The following is a 23,951-nucleotide window of genomic DNA, read 5'->3' as shown; positions in this document are numbered from 1 at the left end:
TCAAACACAGCCGACGACTGGCTACCCGATACGACAAGACCGCCGACAGCTTCCTCGGCTTCGTCGTCGTCGCATCCATCCGACTGTGGATCAGACACTTTGTCCACACCACCTAGGCTTTTCCGCGCCGAGGCACCGTCCGTTTGGGCGGCTGCGGTTGCCTGAAGCGAGACGGCTAAGGCGCTTTTCGACTTCGCCCGGTTAACCTGTCGACGCCCCTGACAGGCCCCGTCCGGGATAGTCCGACACGGCAGCCATCGCGCTATCACCGTGGCCCTGCGGGAGATATCCTTTGGTCCTACCGGACTAGGCCTAGGACGAAGGCCAGACAGCCGGCAGTCCCAACCACAAAGATTGTCACCAGAGCTCCCCGCTTTGGATTGGCTGCCCACGCCTCAACCACTCCGCCGGCGACCAGCAGTATCAAGCCGATGGCAGTCGCGTCGATCGCTAGACTCCACAGCGTCGTGAGCCACCAGTCGCGCCGGCGCTCCGGTTCTGTGGCCGACACGCCGATAAAGGTGTGCAGAGTATGGACCACCCCCCAGCCATTCAGATCGACGCGTTCGACCGTCGCGCGACCCGCGATCAGGTCAGCCTCGATCGTCAGATTTTCGCCGGGGCGGTTGGCCCGGACAAGCAAGCCTCCATTCGGAGTCGTCTCGGTCGTGCTGATCTCACCGCGCAAGCCGAATTGGCGCATCAGTTCCCTTGCGACTGCCAGATCGCCGACTCCAGAGGGGGGCGAAAAGGTACGTTCGACAGTCTGGATCTTCCGCTGCGGCCAGAAGTCGGCAGACGCCCAGTGGTGGTTGAGGAGTAGTCCGGAACCCGAAAACAGGATGGTGAAAAGCAGTAGGGCGAGGCCGGTATAGATATGCACCTGGCGGTTGAGCTTGCGGACGGCAGGCCTCACAGCACCATCCCCAAGACCAGCAGAGCGAAGACAGCCACGCCGCCGCCGACGCACACGACGCCCAGCGCGCGTTCGGCCCGCAGAGCGGTCCAGAGATAAACTCCGGTGGCCGCCAGGAAGAGGATCGCACACACGGCGGCGTCGGCGATCCAGCGCCAGAGCGCTACGGGCAGGGAGTTTCCGCGCATCGCCACCACGTGCGGCCCGGGCATCTTGTGGAAGTAGGTCAGGCTGGTTATCAGGCTGGATTGCTGGCGTTCGATGACCGCTTGGCCGGTCGCCAGATCGACCTTGATGGTGGTTTTCTCGCCGGCCAACTGCACGGGAATTTCGAGCCGCCGCTCCTCCGGTTCGCGCCGTACGAACATGATTTCACCGACCACACCTGTCTGCCGCAGGACTTCGCGGCCGAGAGCCAAGCTGTCGGCGTCTTCAGGGTCTCGTAACAAAACCGCAGCGGTCCGCACCTCTGGTTCGCTCACCCGCTCTGCAAGCCATGTCGGGTGGTTCAGGGCAATTGTACTGACGGCGTACAGGAGAACAAACGGACTCGCCGCGAGCCCGATGTATAGATGCAGATCCCGCATCCAAGTGCGTAACGCTCGTCCCAAAACGATCACTCCTACTGCTGCTCTTGTTCGCCGACGCAGTTATCAAACCCATTCGGCCTTGCGAGACGTTCGACCGATGCCGGGGTTGAAACAGTTGCAGGGGTCGAGCTTACGGAAATGTCGCGTCTGAGCCGGACCCGCCTCGTAGAGATGCCCGACATTGTGCTCTGCGGGATACTTGGCTCCGCGCTGGTCCAACACCGCCAGCATCCGATGTTCCAGGGCAACCGGATCTTCACCGGCGACAACGATGTAGTCCTGGTGAAAGACGTGACAGAAGAAGTGTCCATAATACAGGCTGTGTTTAATCGCGGCGCTCATATCGGGGGGCAGCACTTCGAACCAGTCGCGCTCGTTTCGGCGCAAGGCGATGTCCAGCGCCACGATATCGGACACTTCACGGTGGTGTATGGCGCGATAGCGGACCGCGGCGCCCGCGGCCACGAACCGGTGGAGGAACGCCTTGACGCTTTCGTCCTCAGTGCATTCGAACCAGGCGCTATCGCCGGCGATGAACGCCTCAAGAAAATAACGCCGCGCCTCATCCACGCCGGCGCCGGTCATTTTCAGCATCAGGTGATGCTCGTAGCAATCACGGTACGCGTTCATGCGTTCCGGTAAATGCTCGGGGAACAGGCCGCCCACCAACTGAGCCAGTCGATCGATCGCAAACGCAGGCACCAGCGGCAAGGACCCTGCGATCGAATCCAGAGTCGCTTTCAGGGCGAAGATCCGTTGCATGCTATCGGTGCCGAAATGCTTGATGGCCAGAAAGGCGTCTTTTCCATAGGTGCGCGCGATATCGTAGCAGTCGCGATGCATGTATTCGGCTGCGACCGGCAAGGTTGTGAAACCTCCCAGAATATCGCGCCGGATCCGGGTCAGTGTCGCCGGATCGCTGGCCCCGATATAGAACGTAGCCGTCTCTTTCGATTTTTCGAAAGTGTCTAGTCGGACGGCGAACACCATGACCTTTCCGGCGCTGCCAGACACCTCGAACAATCGATCCGGGTCGGCGTTGAAGCGGGCAGGGCTGTCGGCGTCGATGTGCCGAACACGCTGCGCATAATCATGGTCAGAAGCGACCTCCATCGGATCGTGCGAAATATCGGCTTGTGTAAACTCACCCCGTTCCAGTCGATTTAGGACGTCTTCGGCGTCATTCCCGAGGGCGACCCCCAGGTGATTGATCAGCTCGACATCCCCGCTTTCGTCGATACGGGCGAAGAGCGCCAGGCGAGTGAATGCGGGACCGCGCTGGATAAGAGAGCCTCCGGAATTGTTGCAGACGCCGCCCACGACCGACGCGCCAATGCAGGACGAGCCTATGACCGAATGGGGTTCTCGCCCCAGGGGGCTTAGAAGGCGTTCGAGCTGGCTCAGTGTCGATCCGGGCAAGCAGATGACCTGGCGGCCATCCTCGATCAGATGCACCGTCGTGATCCGCAACGTGCTGACGATGACGATGTCCCGGTCGTAGTCGTCGCCGTCGGGGGTCGAGCCTCCCGTGAGGCCCGTATTTGCAGCCTGCATCAGGATGATCTTGCCGGCGGCGGCGCACGCCTTCAGCACTCGCCATTGCTCAATCAGGGTGCCGGGGCGGGCGACGGCCAGGACCTTGCCGCCGCCAAAGCGGTAGCCCCGTCGGAAAGGCGCGGTGCGAGCGGGAGTCGTCAGCACATGTTGGCCGCCAACGATTGTCCTCAGCGATGCGAGAAAGCCGCCGTCCATTTGCTGATGGGCTGAAATTTGAGGCCTGGACCTGTATGAATCTATCATTCCGATCAGGCAGCGGCCGTCACCTGCCCGTTGGCAATGATCAACGGCGAGTAGTCGGTCTCATTTAGATAGACCGACTCGCGACGAGCGATCAGAGGCCCCTCCGCCTCAGAGGCCGCCGCGGCCGTTTGCCATTCCGGATCGGCCCTGAAGCTCGCCCAGGACATCTCGCGAGAGCCGTGATCCGGATATGCGAGCATATAGATAAGCCGGAGATCGTCGTTACTGCTAGTGGTCCAATAACCGATGGAAATAATCCCGTGCCGCGCAAACAGCCGGACGGTATGCCGCCGAAATCGTTCTTCAAGAGCGGCCATTCGTCCGCGCGACGGAAAATAAGTTCGCATTTCGAAGACTCGGCGGCTGCTCATAGCGGCTCCCTTGATGGATGACGAACTGCTGACGCTAACCGTGTGTGAGCAAACAGCCAGGCGGGGCTTGTCGACACTGTCCGTTGACAAGCCTCAATTTGCATTTAGTATACAGTTCAGCAGCGATCAAGTGGCCGGATGAGCTCACGGAGCTGCAAGATTTTGCGATCCCTAGGTTCCCTTCACCGGGATGCCGGGCCTGAGGCGTCCGAGGCGCCGCGCTAGCGCGGGGCGGGATGATTTGCGCATGTACTGACCAACAAGCTGACCGTACTAGCGGCGGTATTAAAGGGGAGAAGTAATCTTGAATAAGAGTAGATTATTGGCCGCCATAATGTACGGCGGCAGTCTTATTGCCATCGCGTCTGCCGCAAATGCGCAGGGGCCAAATCCGCAGCAGGACATGCAAACGGACGGCGCAGAGCCTCAGGAAGCGGCGGGGCGGGTTGACGATATCGTCGTTACCGGGTCGCGCATCGTGCGGAACGGTTATACCGCGCCGACACCCGTTACCGTCGTGGCGACCGAGCAGCTGTTGCTGACGGCGCCGGGAAGCATCCCCGATGGTCTGAATCAGCTGCCACAATTCACTGTCTCGAGCGGAACCCAGAACACGGGTAACCAGGCGACCAGTCCGAACGGCGGCAACTATCTGAACCTCCGCGGGCTGGGTTCTATACGGAATCTCGTGCTGCTTGACGGACAGCGTATCCCGCCCACGAGCTTCCAGGGTACCGTTGATACGAACGTCATCCCGTCATCGCTCGTATCCCGCGTCGACGTCGTGACGGGCGGGGCTTCCGCTGCCTACGGCTCGGATGCGGTCAGCGGCGTGATCAATTTCATCCTGGACACAAGCTACACTGGCGTGAAGGGAAGCGCGCAGGTCGGTGTTTCCGACTACGGCGACGACCTGTCCTCTGGATTTGACATCGCAGCGGGTTTCGATGTCTTCGGCGACCGCGGCCACGTCCTGCTAAGCTTCGATCACTATCAGCGTGAGGGCATTCCTCGGAATGAAGACCGGCCACGAGGCGGCGACTACATAACTCAAGTCGGCAATGGCACGGCCGCCGCGCCTTATCGGAACGCGGGGCCGGTCTATTATCAGACTGGAACCTTCGGCACGTTATTCCCGCTGGGCGTCAACTTTGCCGCCAATATCGGCAACCCACTAGCTGGACTGCACTTTCTTCCTGACGGCTCGCTTGTGCCGTTCAATCCCGGCGTGAGGCCGGCTGGAAGCAGTAACGTCGGTATCGGCGGTGACGGTTCGCCCAGCATCGGCAAGACCTTAACAGGCGGTCAGGTCACGGATCAGCTGTTTGGCCGTTTCGATTACGAGCTGGCGCCCAACCTTAAATTCTTCGCTCAGCTCGGGTTTGCCCAATCCGGGAATACGTTCGTCACGATTGGATCTGGTACCCAGACCAACGCATTCTACATCTATTCCTCTAACCCGTATTTGCCGACGGGCGCCGCCGCCTTGCTCAACGCCTATCCTGGGCGCGACGGTGTTTTCGGCACCGCGGACGACCGTCGAGTCGGCGGTGGACGGATCCATGCGGATCAGCCCTTTAAGGAGGTCGACGCGCTGAACGTCGCCTATACCTTCCTGACCGGCCTCACGGGGTCGCTTGGGGACTACAGCTGGAAGGCGACCTACGCCCACGGCGATTCCCTGCTGCGATCGGCCCACTCCGGCAACTTCCTGCAAAACCGCTACTTCGCGTCGCTCGACGCCGTGCGCGGACCCAATGGCAACATCGTCTGCAACATCACCCTGACCAATCCCGGCCTGATGGACGACTGTCGCGCGATCAACTGGTTTGGCGACGGCAGTCCGACCGACGCCGACTATGACTGGGTCAGCGGCGTGTCGAAATACCAGGTCGCCCAGACGATGGACATCGTTGCAGCGGAGATTTCGGGCGATCTGTTCGAGCTGCCGGCTGGACCACTGTCCTTCGCGGTGGGCGCTGAATATCGCACCCAGCGGCTGGAGCAGCGGAGCAACTCCGATCCCTCCATCCCGACCTCCACGGTCGGCCTGCGAACAAACGTCGCGCAGACGATCAACAAATACAACTCGACCAACGTCGGCCAGGCCGAAGGCGAGTACAATGTGAGGGAAGCCTTCGTCGAACTGGCCGTACCGCTGCTTGCGGACATGCCCCTCATTCGATCGCTCGATCTGAACGCGGCCGCCCGCTATACTGAATATTCCACCAGCGGCGGGGTCACGACCTGGAAAGTCGGCCTCAGTTACGTGCCGATCGAAGATCTGCGACTGCGTTACACCCGGTCGCGAGATATTCGGGCACCCACCCTCTATGAGTTGTTCGCCGGTGACCAAGCGGCGCGGGGCGGCTTCTTCGACGCTCTGACCGGGCGTAACGACAATGTCATTACCCTGTCCAGCGGCAACCCGGACCTGAAGCCCGAGATCGGTGACACGTACACAATCGGAGCAATCTGGCAGCCTTCGTTCCTCCAGGGCTTCTCCGCATCAGTCGACTATTTCAGCATCGAAATCACCGACGCCATCGCGAACCTCGGAACCACGACGGCGAACGAAGAATGCATCGCCAGCAGTGGCGCATCGTCGGTGTGCCAGTATATCGTCCGGCCTTTCCCCTTCAACTACACGCCCGTTGCCGACAACTTCCCGCTTGCGGTCCGCACTCTGCCGTTCAACCAGGCTTTGGCCTCACTGCACGGGATTGACTACGAGTTCAGCTACAACACGCCCTTCTCCAGCTTCGGGCGGTCGGGTGATCTCGGTCTCAGGCTGATTGGAAGCTATGTGCCCGGGCGCAAGACCCGGACCGACATTGATGCGGCTCCGGTCGAGAACGCCAACGTCGGCGTCAACGCCAAGCACCGAATCAACCTGCAGGCCAATTATCGGGAAGGGCCGCTCAGCCTGACCGCGCAGGCCCGCTACATCGGCGAGATTCAACGCACACGTGATGTGACCGTCTTCTACGAGGAGCCGACGGTGCCCTCTGTCGTCTATCTGGATCTGACGGCGACCTACGACTTCGTCGTCGACGGGAACGATCTGACCGGCTTCCTGACGGTCAACAACGCCCTGGACGAGAAGCCGCCGCTGATCGGCAATGGCCAGCCGGGCCAGCAGTATCCTACCAACCAAGGCATCTATGATGTGGTCGGCCCGTACTACACGACCGGCATCAGGTTCGAGTTCTGACGTCCTCCTGAGTGAGCCTCGGTCCGGCGAGCGCCGTGCTCGCCGGACCTTTTTTTGTAAGCGTGAAGGTGAATGAGCCGATGGTTGTAAGATACAGGCTGCGCGCGGTTCGCGTTCTTCTGGGTGTCGGTTTGATGATGGGCGGCTGCGCCGCCTCTTATCAGGTGGCCGCTCCTGCGGGTGCACCGCCCGCCGTGGTCGCGGCTGCGTCGCCAGCCCCTGCCGAGAATCCGCCTCCGCCCACACACGCGATCATCGCGACCGAAATGGTCGGTGGTCTGCCGGAAGGGCCTGGACGCGAGACCACCATCCGCGTGTGCTCGGGCTGCCACGCGGTCGAGTTGGTCGCCGAGAAGCGGTTGACGCACGCCGAGTGGTTCACCCTGGTTCAGTTCATGGGGGATCGGGGCGCCATGGGCACGCCTGCCGAGTTTGCGGAGATCACGGATTATCTGGCCGAGGCCTTCCCCAAGGAATAGCCTCCGGCGGGAGTTTGCGTGAAGCCGGCGGCCGATGGCGCGCCGGCTTTTTCGTGTGCGCAGCCGACCCGGGAGGCCAAAACGAAAAGAGCCGGCGCCCCCGGGGGGGAGGGCGCCGGCTCCGCGGACTCTCTATCGCCTAAGGGAGGGAGTAGACGATGAGGGAGTCGCTCTCGACGGGCGCGGCAAGCAGGCCGCCGCCTGTGGCGACGATGGCCACGTATTGCTTGCCGCTGGCGTCGGAGTAGGTGATCGGGGTGCTGTGCGCCGTGGCCGGCAGCTCGACCGTCCAGATCTCGCGTCCGGTTCGGGTCTCAAAGGCCCGGAAGCGGCTGTCATCGGTCCCCGCCATGAAGGTCACCCCGCCGGCGGTGACCGTGGGGCCGCCCAGCGAGGGCCGCCCGGTGTTCCGGCTTCCCTCCGGCAGGGTATCGGTCACGCCGAGGGTCGAGCGCCAGGCCACCTTGCCGGAGTTTACATCCACCGCGACAAGCTGGCCCCAGGGCGTCGCAGCGCAATGCAGCCGCGTCTCCGGGTTCCAGAACCGCCGGGTGCCGGCCAGCTCGCCTGAGTTGATGTAGGACTGACCATCGGGCGTCGGAACCAGGCGCATGGGCTGGCCCATGTTGTTGACGTTGACCACGAACAGGCCGGTCGATGGGTCGAAGGCGCCGCCGCCCCAGTTCACCCCGCCCTGCGTGCCGGGATAGGTGACGGTGTACTGGTTCAGGCGGATGGGCGTGTAGGGCTCGGCCGACAGATACATGTCGTTGTCGTCGACCAGGGCCTCGCACCAGGCCTTGTGCTCGGGCGTGTCCTGATAGAGTTCCGCCCGGCTGATCGTGTTTCGCGACAGGGGCTCGGTAAGGACGGGGAAGGGCTGGGTCGGAGACGGCCGCTCGGTCGGGACATTGCTCGCCGGTACGGGCCGGTCCTCGATCGGGTGGATCGGTTCGCCGGTAACCCGGTTCAGAAAGAACATCAGCCCGGTCTTGTTGATGATGCCGACGGCGGGGATCGTCTCGCCGTCCTTGACGATGTCCAGCAGGGTCGGCGGGGCCTGGGTGTCGTAATCCCAGATGTCATGGCGGACGGTCTGGAAATGCCACAGGTAGGCGCCTGTATTGGCGTCCGCCGCCACGACCGAACTGCCGAACAGGTTGTCGCCGGGACGGTCGCCGCCATAGCGGTCGTTATTGGCGGTGCCGAACGGCATGTAGACGATCCCGCGTTCGGTATCGACGGTCATCTGGCCCCAGACGTTGACGCCCGAGCGGTTCTTCCAGCTCTCGCCTTCCCAGGTGTCGTTTCCGAACTCTCCGGGACGCGGAACGGAATGGAAGGTCCAGACAAGGGCGCCGGTGTGCACGTCCCAGGCGCGCGTATCGCCCGCAGGACCTTCACCGCCGTTGGTTCCGCCGGGACCCTCGCCGGGGCCGGCCCCGGTGATGATCCGGTTCTTGTAGACGATCGGCGGCGACGGAAGGATGTAGGATTTATCCATCCCGGTCTGCATGACCTCCGGCGTCTTCAGGTTGACGATGCCGTTGACCCCGAAACCCGCCGTCGGGCGGCCGGTGTCGGCGTCGATGGAGTACAGGCGTCCCATCCGGCTGCCGAAGACGATGGTCGGGCCATGCTGGTCGTCCCCGGGCCAGTACTCGACGCCGCGCAAGGACGGGCGATCGGAGTCCGGCAGGGTGAACACCCATTTCTCGGCTCCCGTCGCGGCGTCCAGCGACAGGACCCGGCTGTAGGGAGAGGCAAGGAACATGGTGTCGCCGATCACCAGCGGGATCGACTGCGACGCCAGCAGACCCCCGCTGGCATCATCCGCCGGGCGCAGGTGATAGGTCCAGGCCACCTGTAACTGGTCGACGTTGGCCGGAGTGATGTTGGTCAGGGGAGAGAAGCGCTGCCCTCCGGCATCGTGGCCGATGGTCGGCCAGCCCTCCTGGGCGATGGCCGAGGAGGCGAGCGCGAGGGCGATCGCCGCGACCGAGCAGCTGGTAAGCGGCCGCGAGCGGCCGCGCAAAGGCGTAACATGGGTCATCAATTTCATCCCTCGGCTGTCTACGCCGATCGAATTCGCGACCGGACGTGCGCCTTTGATTTGTATACTATGTGCAGTCAGACGATCGGTCGTCAAGGTCGGTAGGCGGACACGGTCTGATTCTGCTCACCGAGACCATCGATGCCCAACCGGATGGTGTCGCCGGCCTTGAGGTAGATGGGAGAGGGTTTCTGGCCCATGCCCACGCCCGGCGGGGTGCCTGTCGTAATGACATCGCCCGGGTGCAGGGCCATGAACCGGCTGACATAGCTGACCAGCGCCGCCACCCCGAAGACCATCGTGTCGGTGTTGCCGGTCTGCATTCGAGTCCCGTTGACGTCCAGCCACATGCCGAGGGTCTGCACGTCGTCCACCTCGTCGGCTGTGACCAGCCACGGTCCGATGGGACCGAAGGTGTCGCAGCCCTTGCCCTTGTCCCAACTTCCGCCCCGTTCCAGCTGGAATTCCCGCTCGGACAGATCGTTGATCAGAACGTAGCCCGCGACATGATTCAGGGCCTCGGCCTCCTCGACGTATCGGGCGGTCGTGCCGATGACGACACCGAGTTCGACCTCCCAATCGGTCTTGATCGAGTCGCGGGGGATCATCACCGCATCGTCCGGTCCCTGAATGCAGCTGGTCGCCTTGGTGAATACGATGGGTTCTTCAGGCACGGACGCGCCCGACTCGGCGGCGTGGTCGGCGAAGTTCAGGCCGATTGCGAGGAACTTGCCCACCCCCTTGACCGGCGGTCCGTGTCGCGGCGCGCCCGGTACGACCGGCAGGCCGGCGGGGTCGATCGCCGCCAGGCGTTTGAGGGCCTGGGGCGACAGTTGATCGGGACCGATATCCTCGACGTGGGCCGACAGATCCCGAATGACTCCCTGGTCGTCCAGCAGGCCCGGTCGTTCTTCTCCCGGCGGTCCGTAGCGCAATAGTTTCATGGCCTGATTTCCCTAGTGATTGTGGCGCGGCGTCGGGCGCGCGACGCCCCGGTACTTGACCGCGTTCTCCAGACATCCGCCGTCGGCGAGGCTGCCGACCAGGCCGCGATAGATCTCCTGCCAAGGCGTCTGGCTGGGCGGGATCTCCGGTTGCGGCCCGCCTTTGCGTCGCGCGATCTCCTCGTCCGAAACGAGGGCGTCACAGCGTCGTTTGGCCAGGTCGATGCGGATGCGATCGCCGCTCCGGAGCCAACTCAAACCGCCGCCAACGGCGCTTTCCGGAGAGGCGTGCAGGATCGCCGGGCTGTCCGACGTGCCCGACTGGCGTCCGTCGCCGATGACTGGCAGGCTCGTCACCCCGCGTCTGATCAAGGCGTCCGGCGGCTGCATGTTGACCACCTCCGCCGCGCCCGGCCATGCGACCGGCCCCGCGCCGCGAATCACGAGGATGGAATTCTCGGTGACGCCCAGCGCCGGATCGTTGATGCCGTGATGGTAGGCCTCGGCGCCGTCGAACACGACAGCGTCGCCCTCGAAGCAGTCCTCCTGACCTGGGGTGGCCAGGTAGCGCTCCCGGAACTCGGGCGAGATGACGCTGGTCTTCATCACCGCGAAGTCGAACAGATTGCCGCGAAGGATGACGAAGCCCGCATTGTCCTTGAGCGGGGCATCGAAGGAGAAGATCATCTCGCGATCCGTGGTTTGGACGACACCATCCGCCAGGGGGGATCCGCTGACGGTGATGCGAGCTCCGTGCAGCTTCCCGGCGTTCTGCAGCTCCCACAGGATGGCGGGCACGCCGCCGGCCCTGTGGAAACGCTCACCCAGGAAGGCGCCGGCCGGCTGCATGTTCAGCAGGAGCGGCAGCGGATAGCCGTGCTCCACCCAGTCCTCGGCGCTGATCTCGAGGCCGGCGTGGCGAGCCATTGCCGTTATGTGCGGCTGGGCGTTGGTGGATCCTCCGATAACCGTCGTCAGGGCTATCGCGTCCAGGAACGCCTCGCGGGTCAGGATGTCCGACGGCTTGAGATCCTCATAGGCCATCTCGACAATCCGCCGGCCGGTGCGATACGCCATCTGCCCGCGCTCACGGTAGACAGCCGGAATCGCCGCGCATCCGGGCAGGGACAGGCCCAGCGCTTCGGCGATCGCGTTCATCGTCGACGCCGTTCCCATAGTGTTGCAGTGGCCAAGCGACGGCGCCGAGGCGGTAGCGGCGTCGAAGAAGTCCGCCTCGCTGATCTCGCCCGCCGCCAGCCGCCGTCGACTTTGCCAGATCACGGTCCCGGATCCCGCCAGCTTGCCGTCGAACCATCCGTCCAGCATCGGTCCGCCTGACAACACGATCGCCGGAATATCGACGGTCGAGGCGGCCATGATCCCGGCTGGCGTGGTCTTGTCGCAGCCCGTGGTGAGCACCACCGCGTCGAGCGGGTAGCCATGCAGGATTTCGACCAGGGTCAGATAGGACAGATTGCGGTCGAGCGCGGCGGTAGGACGCCGGCAGTTTTCGAAGATCGGGTGTACGGGGAACTCCATCGGGATCCCGCCCGCGTCGCGGATGCCGGCCTTGACCCGCTGCGCCAGCTGGACATGGATCAGATTGCAGGGCGCCAGGTCGCTGCCCGACTGAGCGATGCCGATGATGGGCTTGCCGCTGCGCAGTTCCTCGGGCGTGACGCCCGAATTCATGAACCGCTCGAGATAGACGGCCGTCATGTCGATGCGGTCGGGATCTGCGAACCATTCACCCGAACGGAAGGGACGAACTGGCTTTCGCGCGGTCATGTCATTGCATCCTGTACTGTCGCCCGACGGGCGTTAAGCCGCGCCAAACTGAGCCACGGCCCAGGCGAGTGTCTGGCGATTGTTGTCTTCCTCGGCCTGCAGCTTTTGCTGCGGGCTGAGGCCGGTGACGACCGGCAGAGCCTGCGCCCTGGCTCGTACGCCGGCCAGGGTCCTGGCCAGCCTCCCGGCGTCCATTCCCGGCAGTGTCCGCCAGTAGGACTCGGTCAGCACGGGGATCTCAAGCGGGTCGCGCGTGATGATCTCCTCCACCAGATTGATGCGGGGATTGTGGTCCCGCATGGTCTGGAAGAGCGCCTTCTGGTCGTTGATGCCGGTGCCGAACGGGACCTCCGACAGGAGGAACCCGTCGGCGTAGGGTGCCACCCCCATGTCCTTCATTGAACAGGCCATGGCGTAGGGGCCCAGCTTGCCCACCGTCTCGGCGGCGTCTTCCATAAGGGACATGTTGTTGCCGGGGTCGATCAGGGCGCCGAGGTGCTCGCTGGAGTATCGGGACAGCACAGCGACATGCTCTTCAGCCGTCCGATCCTTGTGGTTCTCCAGAGCCAGGCCGACGCCGATCCGGTCCACGATCGGCATGACCTTCTCGATGACCGCGTTGGCCTGGGCCTCCCACGCCCGATAGTCCTCCAGCGTCGCGAAGGTCTCATAGCGACGGTTGCCACCGGGAGGTTGTCGACTGACGGCCCGGACGCAGTGGGCCCCGAGTTCCCTTGCCTGCAGCATCGATTGCTCGAAGCCGGCCAGATCGTCGTCGGGGTGGTAGGGCAGGGCGGCTTCGCCCTCGTAGAACATGCCTAGCTCTTCCAGTTTCGCGCGCACCCTGGGCAGATCGGTGCGGATGGCGTGCTGAACGCCGCCGGCGCCAAGCGACCGGAGATACTCGATGTAGCGGACGGGATCCTCACGCATCGGCGTGGCGACGCCGAGGCCATTGAGATGCATCGACATCGCCGTGCTGGCCACGCCCATCCGGGACTTCGGGGCCAGCTCCATCTCCTCGTAGCCGCCGGCCAAGGATGGCGATGCATAGAGGGCTATGCCGCCGGCCGCGATCGTTCCCAGGAATTCTCGCCGAGTGCCCATCGTCTTCTCCTCCGTCGCGTCCGGAATCCGGACGGCTATTTGGTGGTCCAGCCGCCGTCGATGACGATGTCGGTGCCGGTGATGAAGCCTGCGCTTTCCGAGCACAGATAGCAGGCCAGGGCACCGATCTCCTCGACCCTGCCCCACCGACCGACCGGCAGGTTGGTCAGAAACAGTGCGTTGGCCTGGGGATCGTCTTTTACCGCACGGTTCATGTCCGTATCGAAAGGACCCGGGCTGATCCCGTTGACGGTGATCCCATCGGCCGCCAGTTCAAGCGCCAAAGCACGGGTGAAACCCAGTAGGCCCGTCTTGGCCGAGGAGTAGGGCGTGCGTCCCGGCAGGGAGATGTGACTGAGCATCGAGGTCATGTTGATGACGCGCCCATAGCCGCGCCCCTTCATTCCAGGCGTCAGCGCGCGGGACATCAGGAAGGTCGAGGTAAGGCTGCCATCGATGACGCTGCGAAACTCGTCAAGCGACAGCTCGGCCAGGTGCTTGCGGACATTGTTGCCGGCGTTGTTGATAAGAATGTGCGGTGCGCCAAAGGTAGCGGTGATCTCCCCTGCGACCCGCTTCACATCAGCCTCTTTCGTCACGTCCGCCACGAATCCGCTGACGGTTCTGCCCTTGGCGGTCAGTTCGGCGCAGGCCTGGTCGAGCCGCACCTGATCTCGCGCCACGAGAGCAAGAGTGGCGCCCGCGCCCGACAGGGTCGTCGCCATGGCGTGGCCCAGTCCTCGGCTGCCGCCTGTGATTACGGCCACCTTGCCCGACAAGTCGATCTTCATACGCTCTTCTCCCAATAGCCGGGGCTCGCCCAGGCGTAACAATGTCAGCGGTTTGTGGAGGCGGTGGGTGACGCCCCGGGGCCGTCACCCACCTGTTCAGGTCCGGGACCCGTCGATGGCGGCGTTCTTCTCCGCCAGCTTGTCCGGGTTGAGGAAAAGCCAGCAGAACGCCGAGATGCAGGCGGCGCCAACCATCATGTAGATCAGCGCATCCCAATTCTGGCTTTTCTGAAGCAGGATGTAGCCGCCCAGCACTGGCGCGGCGAAACCGGCCAGACCGCTGAACATGTTCATCGTCGCCGCGACGGTGGCGGTGTACTTTCTCCCGATCTCGACGCAGGTGTTCCACGAGATCGGCATGGTCAGGTCACTGCAGAAACTGGCCAGAGCCATAAGAACCATCGCGACCAGAGCGTTCTCCATCCGCGTCACCGAGAATAGCAGCGCGGCGGTGGCGACGAAGCCGAACAGGGCGATGGCGCGTCGGGGAATCCGGGCCGGGATCATACCGCTAACGAGCGAGCCGAAGCCGCCGAAAAGGAGTGGCAGGATCGAGTATCCCGCAGCCTGGGCGAAGGTCAGGTCCCAAGCTTCGATCAGATAGGTCGGCAGCCAGGTGACGTAGAAATACCAGACGAAGGAGAAGGCCGCGTACTGGATCACCAGCAGCAGCACGTTGATGTCGGCGAAGACTTTCAACCAGCCGCCGCTATCCTGCTCGGACAGCGCCTTGGAGCCCTCCAGCAGTTGCAGTTCTGCCTCGTTGACGCCCTTGTGTGTGGCCGGGTCGTCCTTGAAGAACAGCCAAAAGACTACGACCCACAGAACGCCGAGCGCGCCGAAGAAGACAAAACCCCAGCGCCAGCCAAAGGCGGTGATTACCAGCAGTGCAATCGGCGGCGTAACTGCCCCGGCCCAGCGCGTGCAAGCCCACATGAGCGCCTGTGCGCGGACTCGCTCCTGTCGTGGAAGCCAGACGCTCAACATCTTGGTCAGGTTGGGGAAACAGCCTGCCTCGCCGGCTCCGAAGATGAAACGCATCACCAAGAGGGAGGTGAAGCTCCAAGCCGCACCGCTCAGGGCGGTGAAAGCCGACCACAACAATACCAGCGGAGCCAGGACGCGGCGGACGCCGATCTTATCGCCCAGCGCGCCCATCGGAATCTCAAGCAGCGCGTATGACAGGGCGAAGGCGCCGAAAATCCAGCCCATCTGCCCCTTGTCGAGGCCGAGTTCGGCCGACATGGGTGCGGCAGCCTGGGAGATCGCGACCCTCTGGATATAGGCCAGCATGGCCAGGGTCAGTGCGAAGCCAACAATCCCGAAGCGGACGCGGCTAGGCCGCATCACGGCTGCACCGCCAATCGGTAGTTGCGGCCGACATTGTAACGTTCGTTCATTTCCATTCCCCTGATATCGCCGTGTCGGTATGTACACAGAAGGCAATACTGCGCTTTTATAGGCGTGGACGTCGCACCTTCGGCATCCAGTTTCGCCCGCTTATTTTTTCTGTCCGCAGTGACGACCAAGGCCATCAGCCGCTTTCAATCGCCATACAAACTGTATACTGAGTGCGGTATCGGTAAGTCAACGGGGAGGTGATCGGTGGGGCGGCAAGCTGCGGCCTTTATCGGAGCTATCTAATGAACCAAGCTACATTCAGCTCATTGAGCGTTGAAAACGAGGGTATTTTTGTTCCTCCGACGTTGAAGGCTCATGTCTTGAACAAACTTCGCGATGCGATCGTCACTGGCACCTACAAGCCGGGCGATCGCCTCAACGAGAGCCAGCTGGCGCGTGACTTGAATATCAGCCGGATTCCGATCCGCGAGGCGCTGATGACGCTTCAGGAGCAGGGCCTCGTGATGAACCACGAGCGCCGAGGGATGTTCGTGACCATCCTCTCCGAACAGGACGTGCAGCTAATCAACAGTCTTCGGGTTGTTCTTGAGGCTGAGGCGCTCAAGCTGTGTCGTCTCAACATGACGCCGGATTCCAGGGCGCGTCTAACGGAACTGGTTGAGCAGATGGAAGCCTGGGAGCAGGGCTCCGAGCTGGCCGCCGCTGCGCTAGACTTGGCCTTCCACCGCGAGATGTGGCGCGCGTCCGGCAATCCCTACCTGGCCAAGACTCTCGATTCGCTGGCGACCGTGCTCTTCGCCCACAAGGCACTCGAGAACGCCAGTGTGGAAACGCGTCAGTGGCGTCTGCATCACCACCGGGCCCTTCTGGATGTCGCCATTGGCAAGTCCGATGTGACGCCTGAGGACGCGGTGATCGGCCACCTGCGCACCGGCTACGACAATCCCGACTGCTACGCCAGCCATACGCTTGAGGGCCGCGGCGTTGCGGCACCGTTCGTAGTGGCCATAGGGCCCAAGTCGTTCGACGAAAAGAAACCTAAGAAAGGCAAGAAAGAATGAGTGATGCGTTGACCGCAGCGGCCCCGGTGCGAGGTTTGGTCGCCGGGCCGCTTGCTGGCCAGGTCGCCTTGGTGACAGGCTCGGGTAGAGGATTGGGTCACACGATCGGTCGTGCATTGATGGCCCTGGGGGCAGATCTCGCATTGCATGATATCTCAGAGGAGGCACCCGCCAAATACGGCGAGTTCCCGAACCTGACGGCCGTCGCCGACTCCATGTCGAAAGGCGCAGCCCGCGCGGTCGCCGTCACCGGCGATATATCCCAGGAAGCCGTTGTCCAGGCCATGGTCGCGAAGGCTGAGGCGTCGCTGGGTCCTATCACCATCCTGGTCAACTGCGCCGGCGGCGACATCGGCGCTGCGGGCGGCAAGCCCGACCCCAACACCGCGATCCGGTTCCTGCTAGAAGACGTGCAGGCGATCGTCAACCGCAACCTTATCGGAACGATGCTGCTCAGTCGTGCCGTGGCGCCCGGCATGGCCGAACGACGCAGCGGAGCGATCATCAACATCAGCACGGTATCGGCTCACATCGGCGCAGCAAATGAGACAGCCTATGCCTGCGCCAAGGCTGCCGTCGTCCACTACACGAGATGCTTGGCAGCCGAGTTGCGCGATGCCGGAGTGCGCGTAAACGCCGTTAGCCCCGGTCCTGCGAAGACAGCGCGCTTCCTCGCGACCCGGTCCGTCGATCCGACCATGATGGAGGAGGGGCCATCGTTGAATCGCTACGCCAGCGCCGACGAGATTGCTGACGTGGTCGGCTTCCTCGCCTCGGCCCAGAGCCGATTCGTGAGCGGACAGGTCATTCGTGTCGACGGCGCGGCGAACCTTTTCGCCGCGTGACGACCTCTTCGGACCGCCCGGCAGCGCGGGCCGATCTCACCAAACAGCAAATGAGCTTTGGAAACATGACCACGGGCCTGTCCGAAAAGACCTGTATCGTCACAGGGGCCGGTCAAGGCATCGGTCGCGCCATTGCTCAGGCGCTGACCGATGCGGGGGCGATGGTGATCGCTGTCGACCTTTCGCGAGGTCCCCTGACGGACTGGACCTCGGCCGCAGGCGTGAAGAGCGCACTGGTGGATGTCACCGATCCAGCCGCCGTAGCCCAGCTTGCTGCTCAGCATCCGGCGGCGTCTGTTCTGGTCAACTGCGTCGGCGTGGTCGCGACCGGCACGGTGCTCGACAGCAATGCCGCCGAACTCGAACGGAGCTTCCGCATCAACGTCGGTTCGATGGCCAACACCATTCAGGCGTTTCTCCCAGCCATGCTGGCGCGTCGCGACGGGTCGATCATCAACATCGCCTCGGTAGTCTCGTCGATCAAAGCGGCGCCCGATCGGTTCGTCTACGCCACCACCAAGGCGGCGGTGATCGGTCTGACCAAATCCGTGGCGATGGATTTCGTCGGCGACGGTATTCGCTGCAACGCCATCTGCCCAGGCACCGTCGAGAGCCCCTCGCTCCATCAGCGTATGGCCGCTCAGCCAGATCCCGTCGCGGCTCTGGCCGCCTTCACCGCGCGTCAGCCGATGGGCCGCATCGGCCAACCCGAGGAAATCGCGCGCATCGTCGTGATGCTGGCGTCCGGAGACGCCGATTTCATGACGGGTTCGGCCATCGTCATCGACGGCGGAATGAGCCTGTGAGGCCCCTGAATCCGTTCAACTCTGCGAGTTTTCCGCCATGTACCCGTCGTTTCTGAAGTCCGCGATCATCGCTCTCGTCCTGTCTTCCGCCGCAGGGTTGTCGGCCGCCCAGACTCCGCCGAACGGTGAGACGCTGTTTCGCCAGCGCTGTGGATCCTGCCATACCGTCCAAGCCGGGCAAAACCGGGTGGGCCCGTCGCTTCACGGCGTGTTCGGGCGACGGGCGGGCGCCGTTGCCGGCTACAGCTACAGCCCAGCCTTGACGGCTTGGGGCCAGAACTGGACGGCTGTGAACCTGGAACGCTACGTGGCCGGTGCCCGCGCGACGGTGCCCGGCACGAAGATGTCGATCGTCGCTCCGCCGCCCGCCCAACGGACGGAGATCATTCGCTACCTCCAAAGCCTGCGTTGATCCGCAGGTCGCCATGTCACGTCCCTCGCTAGCCGCTATCTCTATCCTGCTGCTCGCTGCCACCTCTTCGTGGGCGGAAGACCGGAACTCGCGTGTGATTTCGGGGGCAGGTCTCGTGGGTCCCGAGGGCGTGCGGCACGACACCGTCGGCGACCGTTATCTCCGCGGCAATCTGGGTCAGCGGGGCGCAGCCAACGAAGGCTTCATCTTTGTCATCGACCCGGATCTGTCCGTTGGCGAACTCAAGTGGATCGAAGGCGGCCGCGAGGGCGTAATCCTGCAAGACCCGCTCGGCCTGATCATCAGCGGCGACGTCATCCACGTTGCTGATGTCGCCTCTGTTCGCCGGTTCGACCCCTCGACGGGCGGCACCCCGGGATCGACGCACATCCCCGAGGCTGTTCGCCTGAACGATCTGGCGATCGACCCGTCCGGCAAAGGCTATGTGACCGACTCCGGCAGTGAAGCGACGTCGGGCGCTATTTGTCGCGTCTCGGCCGGCCGCGGGGTTTCCATCTTCGCTGAACGCGAAGCCGCGCTGCTGCGACCGAACGGCATCGCCGTCATGCCGGATGGGCTGCTCGTCCACGGTGGGCTGGGCGGCGCCGTTCTGGTCTTCAGCGATGCTCCCGAACGGATCGTTCGGGAGCGGACGCTTCCCAGCGGGCTGATCGACGGCATCGTCGCCCTTCCCGACGGCTCGCTTCTGGTCGCAAGCCAGGACGGCCACCGGGTCTACCTCGTCGACGCAGACGAGCCCGTTCCGCCTCATGTGGTCGCCGGCGACATCGCCGTGCCCGCCGCGATCGGGGCCGACGTCACGCGACGTCTGGTCCTCGTTCCACAGATTACAGCGTCCTCGATCACCGTCGTCAGTCTTCCCTGATCCTGTTGGAGCCACCCATGCGTTCTCTTCAACTCTGCCTTGCGGTCCTCGCCGGTTTTGCGACGACGCCCTCGTTCGCTCAGGTCGGCGGGAGCGTAGAAACCGTCGCACGCAATGCGACGAACCTTGAGCCGGCCTTTGCGGGCCAGACCCGCGCGCCCGAACTTAGAGCAGGGGTCGCCTTTCGCAGCGACGTGGTAGTCCAGGGCCTGGACAAGCCCTGGGGCATGGCCTTCCTGCCTGACGGTCGGTTGCTGGTAACCGAAAGGACGACGATCCGGATCGTGTCGCCCGATGGGACGATGTCGGGCCCGACCCAAGGTGTTCCCAGAGTCGATCAGGGCGATCAAGGCGGCATTCTGGACGTGGTTCTGGATCCCGATTTTGCCTCGAACAATCTCATCTATTTCACATTCTCCGAGCCGGGCGAGCCCCCCGCGACCAGCACCGCCGTGGCGCGCGCACGGCTGATTGAGCCGGCCGGCGGGCCGATGCTCGAGGATCTGACCGTGCTCTTCAGCCAGAGCCCAAAGATGGACTCGCGCCAGCATTACGGAGGGCGATTGCTCTTCGACCGCGAGGGTTTTCTTTTCGTCACGACCGGCGAGCGCTTCGTTCCGGTCGGCCGGCCGCAGGCTCAGGATCTGGACAGCCTCCTGGGCAAGGTGGTGCGGATCCATCCGGATGGGACGGTTCCGGCCGACAATCCCTTTGTCGGCCAACCGGGAGCCGCCCCGGCAATCTGGTCCTATGGGCATCGCAATGTCCAGGGTGCCGCCATTCACCCCGTTACAGGGCGGCTCTGGACCATCGAGCATGGGCCGAGAGGCGGCGACGAGTTGAACCTGATGGAACGCGGTGCCGATTACGGGTGGCCGACGATTTCATACGGCATCGAATACACCGGCGCCCCCATTGGCGGCTCGATCAGCCAGCATGAGGGCATGGTCCAGCCGCGCTATTACTGGGATCCCGTCATCGCCCCGTCCGGCATGACGTTTTACGATTCGGACGTGATTCCGGCCTGGCGGAACAGCCTGTTCATTGCGGCCCTCCGCGGCCGACATCTTGCGCGGTTGACGATGGAGGGCGACCGGGTGGCGGGCGAGGAACGCCTGTTGATCGAGGGAAACCCCCGACTTCGCGATGTCCAGGTCGGGCCCGACGGCGCCCTGTGGGTGCTAACTGATGGAACCGACGCCTCCCTGATTAAGCTGACACCCACACCCTAGGGAGCGCGCACCATGGCTATCGGATTTGACCGTCGTCAGTTTCTCGGCACATCGTCCGCGTTTCTGGCGGCAGCCCCGGTGACGGCGGTTCGCCAAGGTTCGTCCTACGCGGTCGTCGGCGAAGTGCAACGGCTGGATCCGGCCCTCGACGTGCTGATCGACGCCGACGCCGTGGTCGAAAAGGTCTTCGACGGGCTGACATGGAGCGAGGGTCCATGTTGGGTCGGCGGTCCGGATGGCTACCTGTTGATCTCTGACGTGCCCGGCAACGTCATCCACCGCTGGACCGCGGCCGACGGCCTGTCTCCCTGGCTCGCGCCCTCGGGCTATGAAGGTCCCGCCGACCCCGGTCTGCGGGAGCCTGGAACCAACGGACTTATCCAGGCGCGCGGCGGCCTGGTCGCCGCCGACTCGGGCGGGCGCCGGATCGTTCACATAGATCTGGACACTCGCCTCAAGACGCCGCTCTGCACACATTTTGAAGGTCGCCGGTTCAACAGCCCGAACGACCTCGTCCTTGCGTCCGATGGAGCCATCTATTTCACCGACCCTCCCTACGGCCTGACCGGTGTTCTGGAGTCGCCCCTTCGTGAGTTGCCGTACACCGGAGTCTTTCGTCTTGACCCGGACAACACCGTCACCCTGCTCGACGACGAGGTCATGCCCAATGGCATCGGCCTGTCACCGGATGGGCGCACCCTCTACGCAACGGATCGGCGGGGCTGGGTGGCGTGGAACCTCCACCTCAACAGCCAGCCTGGCCAGCGCCGCACGCTTATCGACCGCGAGGAGACCGGAATTCTCGGCGGAGATGGCTTCAAGGTCGACAGTGTCGGCAATCTCTGGGCATCCAGCCGCGACGGGGTGTCGATCTTCCAGGACGGACGCCGCATCGGTATCATCACGTCAGACGATGTGATCTCGAACTGCGAACTCGCTGCGGACGGTCATCTCTATATATCCTCCAACCACGCCGTGGTTCGGGTGAGGGTGAGGGCGTCGAAGCTGACCTTCCAATGAAGCCCGCGCAGCATTTCCTCTCGTTCAACGCCTTGCGCGGCGCTTTGTCGGCACAGTCATCGGAGACCGAGTGATCCAGCACCTCCCTGCCCAACTGGACGAGATCGTCGTCACGGCGGCCCGTCTGCCCCCTGCCGCCGGCGATGCCGCCTTTGCGGTGGTCCGCATCGGTCAGGACAGGCTCGGCTCAGCCACACGGCTTGATGAGGCGCTTGCAACGGTTCCGGCGGTCTCGCTGTTTCGCCGGACGTCGAGCCTGGCCGCCAATCCGACCACCCAGGGCATTTCCCTGCGCGCCATCGCGCCGTCGGGCGCGGGACGGACGCTGGTCACGCTCGACGGCGTCCCGCTCAACGATTCGTTCGGGGGTTGGGTGCTGTGGTCGCAGTTGGCTCCTGAGGCTGTCGACAGCCTTGATGTGGTCAGGGGAGCAGGGGCAGGCCCCTACGGCGCGGGCGCTCTGACCGGGGTGATCGCGCTTCGAGAGCGAGACCGTGGCGGCGCGATCGACCTTTCCGCAGCCGAGTTCGGCGGTCGGCGGCTCGCCGCCTCGGCCTCGGTCGGAACCGGCCGAGTGTCGATGACCGCCTCAACCCTCGTTGAGATCAGCGACGGCTACATTCCCGTCCGTGGCTCCGCAGCCGGTGCCGCGGATACGCCTCTGGATCTCGAGACCCATAGCGGAGCGCTGCGGGCCGATATCGGCATCGATGCCGTCACCGCCTTGTCGCTGCGGGCCTCCGCCTATGACGAGTCGCGGGGATCGGGCCTGCACGGGACGCGTTCCGAAGCCAATGGCCAGCTGTACAGCGCCACCTTGGCCCAAACGCCCACCGGAAGCGTCGGTTGGCGCGCCCAGGCTTGGCGTATGGAAACGGATTTCCAGAACAGCTCCGCAGCCGTGGCGGCCGACCGCTCGACGACCACGCCCGCCAACGATCAGTTCGCCACCCCTTCCACCGGCTGGGGCGTCAATGTTGCGATCCGCCGCTCCGGTGTTCCGTTTGGTCGCGGGAATCTGGAATGGGAACTCGGCGCTGACGCCCGCTTCAACGAGGGCGAGACCCAGGAGCGCTTCCGCTACATGGCGGGTGCCTTCACCCGGGATCGCTTCGCCGGGGGCAAGACGTCGGTGGCCGGCACCTACGCAGAGGGCTCATGGAGCAGTGGCGACTGGCTCGTCGCCGGGGGGGTGCGTGCGGATGGCTGAAGCACGGGCGACGGCCGTCGCCTGGAGATCGACCGCAGCACTGGCCTGCCGACCCTGGACGAAATTGGTCAGGACCGCTCGGGCCAGGTGGTCAGCGCCCGCCTTGCCGCCCGCCGCGACCTGGGATCCGGCTACGCCGTTCGGGTCGCGTCCTATTCCGGATTCCGCCCCGCGACTTTGAACGAGCTGCACAGGCCGTTCCGCGTCGGAAACGACATCACCGAGGCTAACGCCGCCCTGGTTCCCGAAACGCTGCAGGGGCTCGAAGCCGGCGCGACCTTCACCGGTTCGGCGTCGGCATGGGGCGTCACGACCTTCTGGAACCGCATCGAAGACGCCATAGTCAACGTGACCATCGGCCAGGGGCCCAGAACCTTCCCTCGCGCCGGCTTCGTGCCGGCCGGCGGGGCTCTGCGCCAACGTCAGAACGCCGGCACGATCGAGGCCTTCGGCCTAGAGCTGAATGGCGAGCATCGCCTGGCAGACGGGGTGACGCTGACGAGCGCCGTCTCCATTACGGATGCGCGGGTCGATGGTGGGACCGCAGCGCCGCAGTTGACGGGTCTCCGGCCCGCCCAGGCCCCGATCTGGAGCGTCACATCAGGACTCGACTGGCGTATCCTTGACCGGCTGACGCTCGCCGTGCGCGCCCGCTACGAAAGCCGCCGGTTCGACGACGACCTCAACAGCCGGGTTCTGGCGCCAGTCCTGACTGTTGATGGGCGAGCGGAGTTGGCCGGTCGCGGCGGGCAGGTCTTTTATGCCGCCGTGGACAATCTGTTCGACGAGGAGGTTGCGGTCTCGGAAACGGGCGGCGGCATCATCGGCTTTGGCCCTCCGCAGACCTTGCGACTGGGCGTTACCCTTAGCCGGTAGAACCGATGCCGGACCGGCGGTGCCGTTTCCCAGATTGGGGCTTAGGCGCGAAGGGGACGGGGAGGGATGCCGAAATGGGTGACGCCGACGAGAACCCCACGCCTCTGTTCAAGTCCGGTCAACTGCCGCCGCCCTGGAACGAGGAATAGGCTGGCGCTCTACCCCTCTGGTAGCTGTCTGACATGCCC

General features: G+C 64.0%; 21 protein-coding genes and 1 pseudogene. 12 read left to right on the top strand and 10 right to left on the bottom strand.

Annotated features, from left to right (window positions below; translation table 11 throughout):
* Positions 1-116, top strand: a pseudogene (locus ACP7AU_RS15750) (IS5/IS1182 family transposase); the annotation flags it as partial.
* A gap of 182 nt (positions 117-298) precedes the next feature.
* On the opposite strand, the gene ACP7AU_RS15745 reads toward ACP7AU_RS15750, so the two are convergent.
* From ACP7AU_RS15745 to ACP7AU_RS15730, 4 genes are all read right to left on the bottom strand, one after another.
* On the bottom strand, positions 299-916 hold the full coding sequence (locus ACP7AU_RS15745; RefSeq protein WP_426052006.1) for a hypothetical protein: 618 nt from the start codon (positions 914-916) through the stop codon (positions 299-301).
* Positions 913-1,503: a PepSY-associated TM helix domain-containing protein gene (locus ACP7AU_RS15740; RefSeq protein WP_426052005.1), complete on the bottom strand. Its 591-nt coding sequence runs from the start codon at positions 1,501-1,503 to the stop codon at positions 913-915. Before ACP7AU_RS15740 ends, ACP7AU_RS15745 begins: the two co-directional genes overlap by 4 nt.
* A gap of 66 nt (positions 1,504-1,569) precedes the next feature.
* Complete coding sequence (gene dld / locus ACP7AU_RS15735) at positions 1,570-3,258, bottom strand: D-lactate dehydrogenase (RefSeq protein ID WP_426052004.1); 1,689 nt, start codon at positions 3,256-3,258, stop codon at positions 1,570-1,572.
* 53 nt (positions 3,259-3,311) lie between these two features.
* The gene (locus ACP7AU_RS15730) at positions 3,312-3,677 is read right to left on the bottom strand and encodes an NIPSNAP family protein (RefSeq protein WP_426052003.1); all 366 of its coding nucleotides are present in this window, start codon (positions 3,675-3,677) and stop codon (positions 3,312-3,314) included.
* 322 nt (positions 3,678-3,999) lie between these two features.
* Between ACP7AU_RS15730 and ACP7AU_RS15725 the strand changes: the two genes are divergently transcribed.
* Both ACP7AU_RS15725 and ACP7AU_RS15720 read left to right on the top strand, forming a co-directional pair.
* Complete coding sequence (locus ACP7AU_RS15725; protein ID WP_426052002.1) at positions 4,000-6,891, top strand: TonB-dependent receptor domain-containing protein; 2,892 nt, start codon at positions 4,000-4,002, stop codon at positions 6,889-6,891.
* Positions 6,892-6,902: 11 nt separating this feature from the next.
* On the top strand, positions 6,903-7,370 hold the full coding sequence (locus tag ACP7AU_RS15720; RefSeq protein ID WP_426052001.1) for a hypothetical protein: 468 nt from the start codon (positions 6,903-6,905) through the stop codon (positions 7,368-7,370).
* 139 nt (positions 7,371-7,509) lie between these two features.
* On the opposite strand, the gene ACP7AU_RS15715 is transcribed toward ACP7AU_RS15720, so the two are convergent.
* The 6 genes from ACP7AU_RS15715 to ACP7AU_RS15690 all read right to left on the bottom strand — a co-directional run bounded on the left by ACP7AU_RS15715 (position 7,510) and on the right by ACP7AU_RS15690 (position 15,490).
* Positions 7,510-9,423, bottom strand: coding sequence for a pyrroloquinoline quinone-dependent dehydrogenase (locus ACP7AU_RS15715; protein ID WP_426052000.1), 1,914 nt, complete (start codon positions 9,421-9,423; stop codon positions 7,510-7,512).
* Between the two features lie 92 nt (positions 9,424-9,515).
* On the bottom strand, positions 9,516-10,367 hold the full coding sequence (locus tag ACP7AU_RS15710; protein ID WP_426051999.1) for a fumarylacetoacetate hydrolase family protein: 852 nt from the start codon (positions 10,365-10,367) through the stop codon (positions 9,516-9,518).
* Between the two features lie 12 nt (positions 10,368-10,379).
* Positions 10,380-12,155 carry an IlvD/Edd family dehydratase gene (locus ACP7AU_RS15705; protein ID WP_426051998.1) on the bottom strand — a complete coding sequence of 592 codons (1,776 nt, stop codon included), beginning with the start codon at positions 12,153-12,155 and terminating at the stop codon, positions 10,380-10,382.
* A 33-nt stretch (positions 12,156-12,188) separates the two neighbouring features.
* Positions 12,189-13,262, bottom strand: a complete 1,074-nt coding sequence (locus ACP7AU_RS15700) for a sugar phosphate isomerase/epimerase family protein (RefSeq protein WP_426051997.1) — start codon at positions 13,260-13,262, stop codon at positions 12,189-12,191.
* A 35-nt stretch (positions 13,263-13,297) separates the two neighbouring features.
* Positions 13,298-14,053, bottom strand: coding sequence for an SDR family NAD(P)-dependent oxidoreductase (locus tag ACP7AU_RS15695; protein WP_426051996.1), 756 nt, complete (start codon positions 14,051-14,053; stop codon positions 13,298-13,300).
* Between the two features lie 96 nt (positions 14,054-14,149).
* Positions 14,150-15,490, bottom strand: a complete 1,341-nt coding sequence (locus ACP7AU_RS15690; protein ID WP_426052008.1) for an MFS transporter — start codon at positions 15,488-15,490, stop codon at positions 14,150-14,152.
* A gap of 206 nt (positions 15,491-15,696) precedes the next feature.
* On the opposite strand from ACP7AU_RS15690, the gene ACP7AU_RS15685 reads away from it, so the two are divergent.
* The 9 genes from ACP7AU_RS15685 to ACP7AU_RS15645 all read left to right on the top strand — a co-directional run bounded on the left by ACP7AU_RS15685 (position 15,697) and on the right by ACP7AU_RS15645 (position 23,763).
* Positions 15,697-16,476: a GntR family transcriptional regulator gene (locus tag ACP7AU_RS15685; RefSeq protein WP_426051995.1), complete on the top strand. Its 780-nt coding sequence runs from the start codon at positions 15,697-15,699 to the stop codon at positions 16,474-16,476.
* Entirely contained in the window at positions 16,473-17,321 is an 849-nt protein-coding gene (locus tag ACP7AU_RS15680; RefSeq protein WP_426051994.1) for an SDR family NAD(P)-dependent oxidoreductase, read from the top strand. The genes ACP7AU_RS15685 and ACP7AU_RS15680 overlap by 4 nt, the downstream gene beginning before the upstream one ends.
* A gap of 65 nt (positions 17,322-17,386) precedes the next feature.
* Positions 17,387-18,127, top strand: coding sequence for an SDR family oxidoreductase (locus ACP7AU_RS15675; RefSeq protein WP_426051993.1), 741 nt, complete (start codon positions 17,387-17,389; stop codon positions 18,125-18,127).
* A gap of 37 nt (positions 18,128-18,164) precedes the next feature.
* Positions 18,165-18,539: a c-type cytochrome gene (locus ACP7AU_RS15670; protein ID WP_426051992.1), complete on the top strand. Its 375-nt coding sequence runs from the start codon at positions 18,165-18,167 to the stop codon at positions 18,537-18,539.
* A 94-nt stretch (positions 18,540-18,633) separates the two neighbouring features.
* Positions 18,634-19,425, top strand: coding sequence for an SMP-30/gluconolactonase/LRE family protein (locus tag ACP7AU_RS15665; RefSeq protein WP_426051991.1), 792 nt, complete (start codon positions 18,634-18,636; stop codon positions 19,423-19,425).
* A gap of 17 nt (positions 19,426-19,442) precedes the next feature.
* On the top strand, positions 19,443-20,657 hold the full coding sequence (locus ACP7AU_RS15660) for a PQQ-dependent sugar dehydrogenase (protein ID WP_426051990.1): 1,215 nt from the start codon (positions 19,443-19,445) through the stop codon (positions 20,655-20,657).
* Between the two features lie 12 nt (positions 20,658-20,669).
* Positions 20,670-21,677, top strand: coding sequence for an SMP-30/gluconolactonase/LRE family protein (locus ACP7AU_RS15655; protein WP_426051989.1), 1,008 nt, complete (start codon positions 20,670-20,672; stop codon positions 21,675-21,677).
* Positions 21,678-21,747: 70 nt separating this feature from the next.
* Positions 21,748-22,887, top strand: coding sequence for a TonB-dependent receptor plug domain-containing protein (locus tag ACP7AU_RS15650; RefSeq protein WP_426051988.1), 1,140 nt, complete (start codon positions 21,748-21,750; stop codon positions 22,885-22,887).
* Positions 22,888-22,908: 21 nt separating this feature from the next.
* On the top strand, positions 22,909-23,763 hold the full coding sequence (locus tag ACP7AU_RS15645) for a TonB-dependent receptor domain-containing protein (RefSeq protein ID WP_426052007.1): 855 nt from the start codon (positions 22,909-22,911) through the stop codon (positions 23,761-23,763).
* Positions 23,764-23,951 lie beyond the last annotated feature (188 nt).

This window comes from Brevundimonas sp. SL161, assembly GCF_049896985.1.
Lineage (GTDB): Bacteria > Pseudomonadota > Alphaproteobacteria > Caulobacterales > Caulobacteraceae > Brevundimonas.
Note: the sequence above shows the minus strand (reverse complement) of the source record. Positions and strands in the feature narration are given on the sequence as shown.

Excerpts from the sequence above, each read along its gene's own strand:
- ACP7AU_RS15740 (WP_426052005.1), bottom strand. The coding sequence starts at position 1,503 with ATGCGGGATCTGCATCTATACATCGGGCTCGCGGCGAGTCCGTTTGTT.
- dld (WP_426052004.1), bottom strand. The coding sequence starts at position 3,258 with ATGGACGGCGGCTTTCTCGCATCGCTGAGGACAATCGTTGGCGGCCAA.
- ACP7AU_RS15730 (WP_426052003.1), bottom strand. The coding sequence starts at position 3,677 with ATGAGCAGCCGCCGAGTCTTCGAAATGCGAACTTATTTTCCGTCGCGC.
- ACP7AU_RS15715 (WP_426052000.1), bottom strand. The coding sequence starts at position 9,423 with ATGACCCATGTTACGCCTTTGCGCGGCCGCTCGCGGCCGCTTACCAGC.
- ACP7AU_RS15710 (WP_426051999.1), bottom strand. The coding sequence starts at position 10,367 with ATGAAACTATTGCGCTACGGACCGCCGGGAGAAGAACGACCGGGCCTG.
- ACP7AU_RS15705 (WP_426051998.1), bottom strand. The coding sequence starts at position 12,155 with ATGACCGCGCGAAAGCCAGTTCGTCCCTTCCGTTCGGGTGAATGGTTC.
- ACP7AU_RS15700 (WP_426051997.1), bottom strand. The coding sequence starts at position 13,262 with ATGGGCACTCGGCGAGAATTCCTGGGAACGATCGCGGCCGGCGGCATA.
- ACP7AU_RS15695 (WP_426051996.1), bottom strand. The coding sequence starts at position 14,053 with ATGAAGATCGACTTGTCGGGCAAGGTGGCCGTAATCACAGGCGGCAGC.
- ACP7AU_RS15685 (WP_426051995.1), top strand. The coding sequence starts at position 15,697 with ATGAACCAAGCTACATTCAGCTCATTGAGCGTTGAAAACGAGGGTATT.
- ACP7AU_RS15680 (WP_426051994.1), top strand. The coding sequence starts at position 16,473 with ATGAGTGATGCGTTGACCGCAGCGGCCCCGGTGCGAGGTTTGGTCGCC.
- ACP7AU_RS15675 (WP_426051993.1), top strand. The coding sequence starts at position 17,387 with ATGACCACGGGCCTGTCCGAAAAGACCTGTATCGTCACAGGGGCCGGT.
- ACP7AU_RS15670 (WP_426051992.1), top strand. The coding sequence starts at position 18,165 with ATGTACCCGTCGTTTCTGAAGTCCGCGATCATCGCTCTCGTCCTGTCT.
- ACP7AU_RS15660 (WP_426051990.1), top strand. The coding sequence starts at position 19,443 with ATGCGTTCTCTTCAACTCTGCCTTGCGGTCCTCGCCGGTTTTGCGACG.
- ACP7AU_RS15655 (WP_426051989.1), top strand. The coding sequence starts at position 20,670 with ATGGCTATCGGATTTGACCGTCGTCAGTTTCTCGGCACATCGTCCGCG.